At 47.6% G+C, this 13866-nt stretch carries 9 protein-coding genes; 8 read left to right on the top strand and 1 reads right to left on the bottom strand.

Annotated elements, in window-relative coordinates; all coding sequences use genetic code 11:
* Positions 1–39 precede the first annotated feature (39 nt).
* Together ppk1 and IL_RS10325 are read left to right on the top strand one after the other, a co-directional pair.
* A complete protein-coding gene (gene ppk1 / locus IL_RS10330; protein ID WP_011235238.1) occupies positions 40–2130 on the top strand; it encodes a polyphosphate kinase 1 in 2091 nt (696 codons plus the stop codon).
* A complete protein-coding gene (locus tag IL_RS10325) occupies positions 2105–3616 on the top strand; it encodes an exopolyphosphatase (RefSeq protein ID WP_011235237.1) in 1512 nt (503 codons plus the stop codon). Before ppk1 ends, IL_RS10325 begins: the two co-directional genes overlap by 26 nt.
* Positions 3617–3675: 59 nt before the next feature.
* On the opposite strand, the gene IL_RS10320 is transcribed toward IL_RS10325, so the two are convergent.
* Positions 3676–4854 (bottom strand): DcaP family trimeric outer membrane transporter, encoded by a 1179-nt coding sequence (locus tag IL_RS10320; RefSeq protein ID WP_011235236.1) that lies wholly within the window; start codon positions 4852–4854, stop codon positions 3676–3678.
* A gap of 182 nt (positions 4855–5036) precedes the next feature.
* On the opposite strand from IL_RS10320, the gene acs reads away from it, so the two are divergent.
* Genes acs through IL_RS10290 form a run of 6 tightly spaced genes read left to right on the top strand, consistent with a single transcriptional unit; the run spans position 5037 to position 13866 of the window.
* Positions 5037–6977: an acetate--CoA ligase gene (gene acs, locus IL_RS10315; RefSeq protein WP_011235235.1), complete on the top strand. Its 1941-nt coding sequence runs from the start codon at positions 5037–5039 to the stop codon at positions 6975–6977.
* Between the two features lie 21 nt (positions 6978–6998).
* Positions 6999–7631: a response regulator transcription factor gene (locus tag IL_RS10310; protein WP_011235234.1), complete on the top strand. Its 633-nt coding sequence runs from the start codon at positions 6999–7001 to the stop codon at positions 7629–7631.
* The gene (locus IL_RS10305) at positions 7628–11101 is read left to right on the top strand and encodes a PAS domain-containing hybrid sensor histidine kinase/response regulator (RefSeq protein WP_011235233.1); all 3474 of its coding nucleotides are present in this window, start codon (positions 7628–7630) and stop codon (positions 11099–11101) included. Before IL_RS10310 ends, IL_RS10305 begins: the two co-directional genes overlap by 4 nt.
* A complete protein-coding gene (murB, locus tag IL_RS10300) occupies positions 11098–12099 on the top strand; it encodes a UDP-N-acetylmuramate dehydrogenase (protein ID WP_011235232.1) in 1002 nt (333 codons plus the stop codon). Before IL_RS10305 ends, murB begins: the two co-directional genes overlap by 4 nt.
* The gene (gene birA, locus IL_RS10295; protein ID WP_011235231.1) at positions 12096–13091 is read left to right on the top strand and encodes a bifunctional biotin--[acetyl-CoA-carboxylase] ligase/biotin operon repressor BirA; all 996 of its coding nucleotides are present in this window, start codon (positions 12096–12098) and stop codon (positions 13089–13091) included. The genes murB and birA overlap by 4 nt, the downstream gene beginning before the upstream one ends.
* The gene (locus IL_RS10290; protein ID WP_011235230.1) at positions 13078–13866 is read left to right on the top strand and encodes a type III pantothenate kinase; all 789 of its coding nucleotides are present in this window, start codon (positions 13078–13080) and stop codon (positions 13864–13866) included. Before birA ends, IL_RS10290 begins: the two co-directional genes overlap by 14 nt.

Below are 13866 nucleotides of genomic sequence, written 5' to 3'. Positions count from 1 at the left end.
AGGCTAGTGGCATGATGTATCTGTTGCCATGTCTACGCTATGAAATTTTTTAATAAAGAACTAAGCTGGCTTTCCTTTAACGAACGAGTGTTGCAAGAAGCTGCTGACAGCACGGTTCCGGCAATTGAACGAATTCGCTTTCTCGGAATTTTTTCCAGTAATATGGATGAGTTTTTTCAGGTGCGCGTGGCTGACGTAAAGCGCCGTATTTTCTTTAGCCAGGGGACAGAAGAGCGTGAACAATATGAGCAGTTGATGGCACAGTTGCAAAAAAAAGTTGTGTTGCTGCAAAAACGCTTTGATGAAGTACTGGAAGAAGTCTTAGAAACCTTAAGAAAAAATGGTATTTCACTACTAAGCATTGACCAGCTGAACGAGGAAGAAAAGCAAAGGCTGAAGCGTTTTTTCACGGAAAAAGTACAGCGTTTTATTGTGCCTATATGGGTTAATGGTAAAGGGAACCTTTCTAATATTATCCGCGAAGATGAAACCTATCTTTGTGTTGAAATTATTAACGCTGACGGCAAACAGTATGCGCTGCTGGAAGTGCCATCTGATCAAATGGATCGCTTTATTAAGTTGCCTGCTAAGGGGCGCAGTAAAAAGCACAAGCTTTTGTTTTTAGATGACATTCTGCAACTGAATTTAGAAGTACTGTTTAAGGGAATTATTCCGTTTAAGCAGCTGCGGGCTTTTTCATTTAAGACCACCAGAGACGCCGAATACCGTCCTTCAGATGATATTGAACAAAGCTTGCTTGAACGTATGGAAGAAGGCTTAAAGCAAAGAGTAAAGGCTGATCCTGTGCGTTTGGTCTATGATCGCGCAATGCCTGAAGATATGCTCTCTTTTTTGAGTGAAAAGCTGCAGTTAACCCAGTTTGATTCCTTTGTCGCTGGCGGCCGTTATCGTAACACACGAGATTTCGTTAAATTTCCGCATTTGGGCAAAAAATCACTGACGCACAAAGCTCTGCCTGCACTGTTTCATCCAAAATTTTCGCATTTTGATAATGTGTTTGATGCCATTCAGAAAAGCGATATTGCCTTGTATTACCCGTATCATAGGTTTTCGCATTTTACGGAGTTTGTCCGGCAGGCCGCTTACGATCCTAAAGTTACCCGAATCTCAATGTGTATTTATCGTGTGGCGCCTAACTCTCGGGTGGTTCGCTCGTTGATGGACGCGGTACAAAACGGTAAGCATGTGACTGTTATGGTTGAGCTTCAGGCTCGGTTCGATGAAGAAGCAAACATTGAATGGGCTAAAGAATTAACCGACTCAGGTGTTCGTGTCAGTTTTGGCATTCACGGGCTTAAAGTGCACTCAAAGCTGGTGCTAGTTCATCGCAGTGAGGGTAGCCTCGACCGACGGTACGCGGTAATTGGAACCGGTAACTTTCATGAGGGAACGGCACAAATTTATACTGACTTTAGTTTATTTACCTGTCAGCCGGATGTTTGTACCGATGTTGAATCGGTATTTCATTACCTTGAGCAACCTTACCGGGCACATAAGTTTCGTCATTTAATGGTGGCGCCGGTCAACATGCGCCAGAGAATAAATGATCTTATCGAGTTCGAGATAGACCAGGCCAAAGCCGGTAAACCTGCCGAATTGTTTTTTAAAGTGAATAACTTAGAAGACGAAAGCCTGATTGTGCAACTTTATAGAGCGTCGCGCGCCGGTGTTAAAATTAGAGGCATAGTGCGAGGCATGTGTTCTTTGCGCCCTGGAATCGAAAATCTCAGCGAGAACATTGAAATTCGTAGTATTGTTGACCGCTATCTGGAGCATGCCCGGGTGTACGTTTTTGAGCACGCCGGCAAGAAAGAAGTCTTTATTGCTTCGGCCGACTTAATGACACGTAACTTAGATCATCGTGTGGAAGTTGCCGCACCCATCTATGATGATGAGGTGAAAACTGATATTTTGAAAATTATGAACTTGCAGTGGCAGGATAAAGCCAAGTCACGCTTTATTGATGCGGAACAACGGAACAAATACTGTTTTGAGTCGGATCGACTGGCTCCTCCTAAAGGCCGTTCGCTGGTGCCTTCACAAGTCGCTATTCACCGATATCTTAAGCGACGTAAGAGAGATTATGAAAGCCAACAAAAAGACCTCTAATAATGACCCGAAGCAATTTGCTGCTTTGGATATTGGCTCCAATAGCTTTCATTTAATTATTGCGCGTTTAGTGGAAGGTCAGCTTCAGCCTATTTTCAAATTCAAGCAACCCGTACAGCTGGGAGAAGGCCTCTCTAACCGGCACCTGAGTGATGCTGCGCTTTACCGTGGTGTTGAAGCACTCCGGCAATGCGCTGTTCGGCTGGAAGGTTTCCATCGCGATACCGTGAAAGTTGTGGCTACACACACCTTGCGAAAAGCTAAGAATCGTAAGCGATTTCTGGCTGAAGCCGCCAAAGTGTTACCTTTCCCTATCGAAATCATTTCAGGCAGGGAAGAAGCCCGGTTAATTTTTCGTGGCGTAGCGGAAACCAGTTCCGAATCTACCGGTTCTCAGCTGGTTATTGATATTGGCGGGGGCAGTACTGAATTCGCTATTGGAAAAAATCGCCAACCGAAGTTCTTAAGCTCCCGCAGTATTGGAAGCCTGGCTTTTTCAAAAGAGTTTTTTTCATCAGGGAAAATTACCCCCAAACGCTTTGATAAGGCGGTTGTATCCGCTCGTCAGCATGTTGAGCCAATAGCTAACTATTTGGCGGAGCACCAGGTAGAAAGTGTTTTCGGTACGTCGGGAACCATTAAGGCTATTTATCAGTGGATTGTGAAACGCGATGGTGAACAACCTTTGGGCATAACTTATTCCCAGCTTCAGGGGTGCCGAACAGACCTTATTGCTGCTGAGTCGTTAAAAAAACTGAATAAAGAATGGGTTTCGCCCGAGCGCAGAGAATCTATTGCCGGTGGTGTTGCGGTGCTGTTGGGTATTTTCGAAGAACTGGGAATCGAACGTCTGGTTCCTCACGACTCCGCGTTAAGAGAGGGCGTGTTGTATGAACTGGCAGGTGAAGTCTTGCTGCACCAGGACGTACGTGAGCGCACTATTAACAGTTTAGCGCAACGCTACTCGGTTGATTCAGCTCAAGCTCAGCGGGTGTTATCTACGGTTCAGCAAATTTGGGGGAGCGTAGCTGAAAACTGGGGACTCACCGGACAAGATTTGGAAGTGTTATTAGAGGGGGCAGCTAAGTTACACGAGGTGGGACTTAGTATTAGTGCCAGTGGTGTACAAAAGCATTCTGGTTATATTTTAGCTCACGCTTATATGCCAGGGTTTAATGCCGAAGAGCAGCGTTTTCTATCGACCATTGTCCGGTACTTTCGTAAAAAAATACAAACCGCAGAATTTCCTGACTTGATTTTGTTTAGCCAGAATCAGCTTATTAAAATGCTGATAATTATGCGTCTGGGCGTTATTTTAAACAGCGATAGACAAAACTCGAGCTCATTGGATAAGGCTGTTATTGAAGACGGGGCGTTGAAACTGCAGCTGAAAGGCTCTGCTAAAGAGGATTCAGTGCTTACTATGCAACTTGAGTCCGAGGCCAACGTTATGCAGAAATTAGGTTATGAACTGCTAGTCTGCTGAAAACAGCAGGCGCACAAAATAAAATACATTTCTTTGTGCGCCCGTATTTATTTTATTGATTAAAACTTATACATAGCCATCAGCTGTAAACGGTTTAAGTCACCGTCGACATTGGCTTCAGTTTCACGGTTCGCTTGTGAAATTTCAGCACCAAAAGTCAGGTTAGACGCTGGTGAATACATCAGGTTAAATGCCAGACGTTGCGTGTATTCAGTGTAAGTCGCTGGGTTGACAGATGCTAATAACTCTTCATCGTTATCTGCCCAGCCACGCGAGTAAACCACGTTAGAACGTAATTTCTCTGACCAGAAGTGGCGATAAGCAAAGGATACACCGGTTGAGTCAATGGCTTCTAACTCACCATTGCTGTCAATATAAGCACCATTCCAGGTGTTTAGACCTAAATAACGACCTAAACCTGAACCTGTGGTAACTGATGCGCGGATATCATCCATGCCGAAGGTGTATTTAGCGCCAAAGCTGACACCGTAACCAAAGGTGGTTTCATCATCGCCAGTTTGACTGACATCGTACGTTAATTGGCGTAAAAGTGCGGAAGCCTGCCAGGTTAAGTTGTCAGTTTTACCGGTATATTTAAAGGTTACGTCCGGTGCAAAACCGTCACTGGAAATAATACGACCGCCACCAACCGGTGTTACGGTTGTTTCAGGGTTTTCAATTGAGGCGCTAAAGCCACCGGAGGTGTAACGAATTTGTGCCTGGCGGTTGAAGATAATGCCATCGGTGATGCCGATAAAGTCGACGGATTCAGCCAGAATGTTTAGGTCCTGAAAGTTAGACCAGGTTTGACCAAAAGTCCATTTCCCATATTTTAAAAATGCGTGACGTAGACGCGGATTATAAGAGTTTGAAATACGTTGGTCACCGTCAGGGGTCAACATAAAATCCATTTCGATATGGCCGGTCAGCGTTTCACCATTATCTAACTCAGTGTCGGTGGTAAGGAAAAAACGCGACTGACGTGCGTGAAAATCGGTGACCATGTCGTCGCCTTCACCACCCACAGGGGTGAGGCTTGGAATATACTGTTGCCGAGCGATACTGCCGCTTGAAGGTGCCTGACCATCGGTGTAGTCCGATACCATCATGTCCAGTTTAACAAAACCACCAAAATCGATGTCAGTTTCGTTTGCCTGAGCTCCTAAGCTCATAACACCGAGTACGGCAGCGCTTGCTGCTGATACGGTGAATTTCTTTGCGATACTTGCTTTAGCCATGGTGTTCTCCCCTGTAAGCCAAGTGTTCGTTTTGATCGTGCATTTTATTGTTATGCCAAAGATAAACGCTGTTAATTCTCGTTAACTGGTCAATTTTTATCAATCTAGACTATGGTCTAATAGTGTTTAAGCCCTTTAAAACGTACAACAGATACCATCTTGCGAATAAGGAGGAAGAGGTAATGTCGCAACTGTATTCAGTTCCTGAACATATCAAAGCTAAAGCCAAAATCGATAATGACGGTTATAAGAAACTTTACCAACAGTCAGTAGACGATCCTGAAGGTTTCTGGAGTGAACACGGACAGCGAATTACTTGGTTCACACCTTACACCAAAGTTAAAAATACCAGTTTCGAACCGGGTAAAGTCAGTGTTAAGTGGTACGAAGACGGCACTCTAAACGCCTGTTACAACTGTGTCGACCGTCACCTTGCTGATAAAGCCGATAAAACCGCGATTATCTGGGAAGGCGACGACCCTAGTGTAGACAAACACATCACCTACCGCGAGCTACATAAAGAGGTATCCCGTTTTGCTAATGGCCTGAAAAAACTAGGTATAAGCAAAGGTGACCGCGTTGCTATTTACATGCCAATGGTGCCGGAAGCGGCTTATGCCATGTTGGCTTGTGCGCGCATTGGTGCGGTTCACTCGGTTATCTTCGGTGGCTTTTCTCCGAACGCCATTGCTGACCGTATTAACGACTGTCAGGCAAAAGCCATTATTACCGCTGATGAAGGTCGTCGTGGTGGCGGCACCATTGGTTTGAAAGCTAATGTTGATAAAGCCATTGCTGACGATGCTTGTCCAACGCTGGAGCACAGCATTGTGTGCCGTGTAACAGAGGGTGATGTTGACTGGACTGAGGGTCGTGATGTTTGGTGGCACGAGCTGGTTGGCAACGTCAGCGACGAGTGTCAGGCAGAAGTGATGAATGCCGAAGATCCGCTATTCATTCTTTATACCTCGGGTTCAACCGGAAAACCTAAAGGGGTTGTGCACACCACCGGTGGTTATATGGTGTACGCATCCATGACCCACGAGTATGTTTTTGATTATCATGAAGACGAAGTCTATTGGTGTGCAGCGGACGTTGGCTGGATTACAGGCCATTCTTATATTGTTTACGGACCATTAGCAAACGGCGCAACGACCCTGATGTTTGAAGGTGTGCCTACTTATCCCGGTGTTGGTCGTATTGGCGAAATTGTCGATAAACACAAAGTGAATATTCTTTATACGGCGCCAACCGCTATTCGCGCGTTAATGGCTAAAGGCGACGAAGCGGCCAAAACCTCAACCCGCGAAAGCTTGCGTATTTTGGGCAGCGTGGGCGAGCCGATTAACCCTGAAGCCTGGGAGTGGTATCACCGCGCTATTGGTAACGGTAAGTGCCCAATTATGGATACTTGGTGGCAGACCGAGAACGGCGGTATTTTGATTACTCCGCTGCCGGGCGCCACGGATTTGAAGCCGGGTTCTGCAACTCGTCCTTTCTTCGGTATTCAGCCCGCGCTGGTTGATAGCGAAGGCAACATTCAGGAAGGTGAAGCCGAAGGCGGGTTGGTTATTAAAGACTCCTGGCCGGGTCAAATGCGCACATTATGGGGTGACCATGAGCGCTTTGAGCAAACCTACTTCTCTACCTTTAAAGGTATGTACTTTAGTGGCGACGGCGCACGCCGCGATGCCGATGGCTATTACTGGATAACCGGTCGTATGGACGATGTACTGAACGTTTCCGGCCATCGCCTGGGTACCGCTGAAATTGAAAGTGCTCTGGTTTCGCATAAAGCGGTAGCCGAAGCAGCTGTTGTCGGATATCCGCACGACTTAAAAGGTCAGGGCATCTACGTTTATGTCACGCCGGTTGAAGGTGTTGAAGTTACTGATGAGCTGACTAAAGAAGTTCGTAACTGGGTTCGCTCTGAACTTAGCCCAATTGCAACTCCAGACTTAATTCACTGGACTACAGGCTTACCAAAAACCCGCTCCGGTAAAATTATGCGTCGTATTCTGCGTAAAATTGCCGCTAATGAGTACGAAAACCTTGGTGACACCTCTACGCTTGCCGATCCAAGTGTGGTAGATTCTTTGATAGAGAATCGAATGAATAAATAATGTCACTTAATCTGGAATCTCATGGCGAAATTTTTAATCGCAGATGACCACCCATTGTTTCGCGAGGCGCTGCAGGGCGCTCTCGCGAATCACTTTTCTGAGCTGACCTTACGCGAAGCTGAAGACTTAGACTCAACTCTGACTGCACTGAATAACGACGACGATGTCGATTTATTGCTGCTGGACTTACACATGCCCGGCAGTGGTGACTTGTATGGTCTTATTCGTGTCAGAGAAGACTATCCGCTGCTTCCTGTTGCCATCATCTCCGGTAGTGAGGATTCCTCGATTGTGGCCAAGTGCATTGGCTTTGGGGCTTTGGGCTTTATTCCAAAATCATTACCCTCTGCAGAAATAGCCGAAGCAATAGATACCATCCTGCAGGGCGACACCTGGGTTCCGAAAGAAAACAGAGAACGTCTCGATGTGATTTCGGACGAAGATCAGCAGCTTGCACAAAAGGTTTCGGAGCTTACCCCGCAGCAGTACCGGGTTTTGCACTTTCTTCATGAAGGCTTGCTGAACAAACAAATTGCCTATCAACTGGGCATTACTGAAGCAACAGTCAAAGCACACATTACGGCAATTTTCCGCAAACTGGGAGTGTACAGTCGTACCCAGGCAGTTTTGGTGGCTGAACGTCTGCAATTATGACCTGGTTACTGATATTTGCCTCGCTGGCTTATGTGATTTTCCTCTTCGCAGTTGCCACCTGGGGCGACCGTTTAGGCTCGTGGGCGAATAAAATCAGTCACAAGCCAGTTGTCTACTCTATGTCGCTGGCCATCTACTGCACGTCCTGGACGTATTACGGCGCTGTGGGTAATGCAGCAGTTGACGGTTGGGCGTTCTTTCCTATTTTGCTCGGGCCAATTTTGCTGTTCTTGTTTGGTATCCGAATTCTGGAAAAGCTGGTTTCGGTTAGTAAACAACAAAATATTACTTCAATAGCCGACTTTATTTCTTCCCGCTTTGGTAAACGCCGCCGGCTTGCCGTGGCTGTTACCGCCATTGCTGCCGTTGCTATTATTCCTTACATTGCGCTTCAGTTAAAAGCTGTGGGCATTAGCTTTGCGGTTCTGACTGAAAGCTCTGGAGTGATGGCACAGTTTTCGATAAAAGAACTGGGTGCTGCTGCGCTAATGGCAATTTTTGCTATGTTGTTTGGTACCCGCCACGTCGAAGTCACTGAATATCGCAGTGGCATGATACTGGCTATTGCTGTTGAGTCGATGATCAAACTGGTTGCATTGCTGGCAGCTGGTGTTTTTGCCTGGTTCCTGATTCAGGGAGACGCGCAATCGGACTTATTCAGTTCATTCAGTGACGCAACGAAACCTCAGTGGTCATTTGCAGCCTTTGGCGAGTTTGAGTTCATTGTACAAACCCTGATGGCGGCCGGGGCAATTTTGTGTTTACCCAGACAGTTTCATGTGGCGGTAGTGGACAATGTTGATGTCCGGCATTTACGCACGGCTCGTTGGGGCTTTCCTCTGTATCTGGCGCTGACCGCTGCCGCAATTGTCCCCATTGCTATTGCAGGAACTTTCTATTTGTCAGCAACCACCGACGGTTCAACGTTTGCGCTGCAACTGCCGTTACTCAAAGACCAGCTTTGGTTATCACTGGTTATTTTTATTGGTGGTATATCCGCAGCAACAGCCATGGTGATTATCGCGTCCGTAACCTTAAGCACCATGATAACTAACGACGTTATCATGCCCATTTTGCTGCAGCGCGAGTCGCGCTTGCCGCTAAAACATCGGCGTCGTGAATACGACCGGGCCTTACTATTAATTCGGCGTGTGGCTATTGCCGTTACTATGGTGCTGTCGTTCTTGTGTTATTACTTCTGGGCAGCCCGGACTAACCTGGTCAGTATTGGTTTGTTGGCGTTCTCGTTGGTGTTGCAGTTGCTGCCGGCGTTGCTGGCCGCTCTGTATTGGCGTAAAGGCCACGCGCGGGGTGTTTACGCCGGGTTGGCTGCAGGTTCAGTCGGCTGGGTTTTAGCGGTACTAATACCACTTTACACCGACTTGCAACTGACCGATGTGGAAATAATAACCCGCGGTACTGTGGTTTCTTTAGCCTTAAATTGCTTCGGGTTCATTGTATTTTCATTGTTGGCAAAACCACGTCTGGTTGATCGTATTCAGGCAACGGCTTTTGTTAAACCCCGAGCCGCTTTACCCGATTTGCATTTCAACAAAAACGACAGTGCTACCAATGCCGATATGTTGTTGCTGTTAAGGACCTTTTTAGGGGCGGAACGGGCTCAGCAGTTAATGCAGTATTATCAGCGTCCGGAAAACACTGAGCTTCCGCTGGAAGGTGTGGCTGAAAAAACCTTTATCAGTTTTGTGGAAAGAGCGATAGCTGGTGTACTTGGCTCTGCCACGGCGCGCTCTCTTGTCGATGCTGCACTGCGCGATAAGCAGCTAAATTTAGAAGAAGTTGTTCACTTCTTTGACGATACAACGCAAGCTCTGCAAACTCAGCAATCTATTTTGTTTAGCTCACTGGAGAACCTGGCTCAGGGCATTAGTGTTGTTGACGCGGAGCTGAGGCTGGTGGCCTGGAATAAACGCTATATGGATTTATTCCAGTACCCTGAGGGCATGGTGAAACCCGGACAGCCCATAGCGACCCTTATTCGTTATAACGCAGAGCGCGGAGAATGTGGTCCCGGTGACGTTGACGGGTTGGTGAATAAGCGTTTGCGCTATATGCAGCTGGGATCGGCACACCGGTTTATTCGCCGGCGCGCCGATGGCCGGGTTATAGAAATGGTAGGTAACCCTTTGCCGACCGGAGGCTTCGTTACCAGCTTTACCGACATTACTTCGCACGTTGAAACCCAGCAGGCACTGGAAGATGCCAATATTGATCTGGAACAGCGGGTTGACGTTCGGACCCAGGAAATACGCGAGATAAACCAGGAGCTGACAGCGGAAATAGACAGGCGCCGGCAAGTTGAGGACGAGCTGAAAAAAGCCAAGGCTGAAGCGGAAGCGACTAATGCTTCTAAAACACGTTTTCTGGCGTTGGCCAGTCATGATATTTTGCAGCCTCTTAATGCGGCGCGGTTGTACCTTTCGGCTATTCAGGAGAAAGAACTTTCGGAGCGGAATTTGTCTCTGGTTGGCAAGCTGGACACCGCGCTTGGTTCAACAGAGCATTTACTCTCTACTTTATTGTCGATAGCAAAAATGGATCAGGGGGCTTTAAAACCGCAGTTCCGGCATGTGCAACTTAGCTCATTATTGGAGCCTTTGGTTGAAGAATATGCAGTGCTGGCAGAGCAACGAAAGCTGGATTTTCGTGCGTTCTATAAAGACCGGCCGGTGTATACCGACCCAACGTATTTGCGCCGAATTGTGCAGAACTTTTTGTCTAATGCCATAAAATACACCCAAAGGGGCAGCGTGCTGTTGGGCGTGCGCAAACGCGGAGATGAGCTTCAGATAGCCGTGTGGGATACCGGGCCGGGCATTGCAGCGCAGCAGCAAAATAAGGTATTTGATGCATTTTATCGAGTGCAGAACCAAACCGTAGACGGTGTCGGCCTTGGATTAAGTGTCGCGCAACGTATGGGTGAGCAGTTAAACTGTGACGTACAGGTTGAGTCGGTTGAAGGTAAAGGCTCGTGTTTTTCGGTACGAGTGCCGTTAGGCAATGCTGCTCAGGTTGTCAGCCGACCGAAAAAACAACTGGAAGATGCTTTATCTGATCCTTTACAGCTTATTGTGGTCGATGACGACAATGAAAATTTAAGTGCGTTGAGTGCGCTGCTGAATAAGTGGGGGTGCGAAGCCCTGACATTTAATCGTTATAGCAAAGCTTTAGCCTATGCTAAGGCTCACAGCCAGAACAAAGCGCCGCACGGACTGTTATTAGATTACCAGTTAGGTGACGGTGACGGCTTGCAGTTGGCGCAGGAACTACGTGATATTTGGCAGCAACAGATACCGGCTGCTTTGGTGACAGCGATGCGTGACGATGCCGTGAAGCAGGCGGCCCGCAAAAGCGGGCTGCAGTTTTTACCTAAACCCGCTAAACCTGCCGCATTAAAAGCATTTTTAAAATACATTAGTACCCGAAAGGCGGGAGGAGCCAGAAGTTGATAGAGCTTGCCGAGCGACACTCATTTAAACTCCCGGCACAATGCCGTGCGTTAATTGAACTGAAAAGCAGCGACGACGTTGAGCAGTTAGCATTTGAAGAACCTTATTATTTGCTTGGTGAGGGCAGTAACACCTTATTTGTTGATGACTTTTATGGAACCGTCATTTGCAACCGGCTACTGGGTGTCTGTATTGAAGAACAGGAAAGCTCGTATTTAATTACTGCCGCAGCAGGCGAGAACTGGCATAACTTTGTTGCTGACTTACGCGCAAGAAGTATCGACGGGCTGGAGAACTTAGCGCTAGTTCCGGGCTCAGTTGGTGCTGCTCCGGTACAGAATGTCGGGGCATATGGTGTCGAGGTGTCAACCTTTATTGAGCAGGTAACCGCCTGGGATATTAAAGAAAAGTGCTGGGTTTCTATGAATAAAGAAGCCTGCCAGTTCGCGTATCGCGACAGTGTATTCAAGCAACACCCTGGGCGTTGGTTGATAACTTCGGTGGTGTTTCGCTTGCCCAAAGACTGGCAACCGGTTACTCACTATGCTCCGTTGAACCAACTTCAGGGGCATGTGAGTGCCCAGAAAATTTTCGATACGGTTGTGGAAGTGCGTCAGAAAAAACTGCCGGACCCAAAAGTTATACCCAATGCAGGCAGCTTTTTTAAAAACCCGGTTATTAACAAAGCGCAGCTTGATGGGCTGTTGCAGAAATGGCCGGACATGGTCTATTTCCCGGTAGCCGATAACCATGTGAAAGTGGCGGCTGGGTGGCTTATTGAGCATTTAGGTCTGAAGTCTGCGTTTGTCGGCGATGCTGCTGTTAACCCGCATCAGGCATTGGTACTGATTAATAAAGCACAGGCCACGGGCAGTGATATTACGCAACTGGCACTGAAAATTATGAAACAAGTGGCGGATGCCAGTGGCATTATGCTGGAACCTGAAGTTCGTCTGGTGGGCCAACATGGCCTTGTGCAGTTGGCGGTAGAGAAATGAAGCAGGCGGAACGTCTTGATCAGTTAATTACTTTACTGGCTAATGGTGAGTTTCATTCCGGGCAGGCTATTGGTGAGTCTCTGGCTATATCTCGGGCAGCGGTAAACCAGCACATTCATAAACTAGAAGAGCTTGGGTTGGAGCTGTTTTCGGTTACCGGGCGAGGCTATAAGCTTGCCTGGCCGATTGAGCTTTTGCAGGCCAGGGTTATTGAAAATGAAAGCCCGGAAAAGTGGCGGCAGTCGCCGGAGTTTGAAGTGAAGTCGGTGGTTGATTCCAGCAATGACCGGGTTAAAGAACTGGCCAAAGAAGGGCCTTTAGAAGCGGGTTTTTCTATTTTCGCCGAAGCTCAGACCGCCGGACGTGGGCGTCGTGGAAAAAAATGGATTTCGCCCTTTGGCAATAACCTTTACTTTAGTGTGTATTGGCCTTTGGATGAAGGTATTCATGGCGCCATGGGGTTAAGCCTTGCGGCTGGGGTCGCCTTAGCGGAATGTTTTACCGACCTGGGTATTGAAGGCGTTAGCGTAAAATGGCCTAACGATGTTTATATTCGCGGGAAGAAAGTGACCGGAATACTGGTCGATCTTGAAACCTCGCCGGAAGGCGCTGCGCACAGCATTATTGGCATTGGCATTAATTTAACCATGCCAGAGCATGTTGGTGCGAGCATTGATCAGGCCTGGACGGATCTGAACTCCGAATTGCCGCAGCCAATGTCGCGTAATCATATTGCGGCGCAGGTACGTGCCTCTGTACTGTCGGCTTTACAGCAATACGAGCAACACGGGCTGGCTGCGTTTCAGCAAAGCTGGCGCCGCTACGACTGCTTTTTGGACAAGCCGGTGAAGCTCATTATGGGGCAGAGAGTTTGTTTAGGAACCTGTCGTGGAATCGACGAAAATGGTGCGTTACTGGTAGAAGATGAGCAGGGCGTACGTCGTTATTTTGGTGGTGAAGTTTCATTGAGGGCGCAAGATGCTACTAATTGATGCGGGCAATACTCGCAGCAAATTTGCATGGTGGGATGCTGACACCGACAAAATTGAGATTCTGGGTGCGATTCCTCATCAAAGCTGGCTAAACGATTTAAGTCAGCCGCTAAAAGATTTGTTACTTGAGGTTGTAAGCTCTCGCCAGCTAGAACGAGAGCAACAGGCCATTGGTTGCAGTGTAGCCGCTGTTCAGGTGATGGATACGTTAAATAGCTCGCTGGCGGAACTGGGTATAAAAGTTTTCTGGCAAAAAACCAGAGCACAGCAAGCAGGGGTTACTAATGGTTACACTAAAGAACCTGAGCGCCTCGGCTCGGATCGCTGGATGGCCTTACTCGGTTGTCATGAGCAAGTGAAACAGAACGCACTGATTGTCGATGCGGGTACTGCGCTGACCATTGACTGGTTGATGGCTGATGGCCGTCATCTTGGCGGCTGGATTGTTCCCGGACGACAGTTAATGCTAAATGCCTTGGGTCAGGGTACGGCTAATTTAAAGGGCATTACGGTAAATGATATTGAGCGTGATGGTTTAGCTGCCGGGCTGGATACTTTTGATGGTATTACCCAAGGGGCTGAAGCGGCTTTAACCGGTGCTATTGCACAAGCGATTCAGTTGTCCGGCCGCTATTTTTCTGACCAGCCTTTTGATGTGGTGGTCACCGGTGGTGACGGTGAGCATTTGATGCGAACCTTGTCGGTTGAATTCTGTCGTTATGACGATTTGTTGTTTAAGGGTTTGCGACTCTGTGCCGATAACCTAAACAGTTAA

Origin of the sequence: Idiomarina loihiensis L2TR (genome assembly GCF_000008465.1) — a bacterium.
GTDB classification, from domain to species: Bacteria; Pseudomonadota; Gammaproteobacteria; order Enterobacterales; family Alteromonadaceae; genus Idiomarina; species Idiomarina loihiensis.
This window is presented reverse-complemented; position numbering and strand designations above follow the sequence as displayed.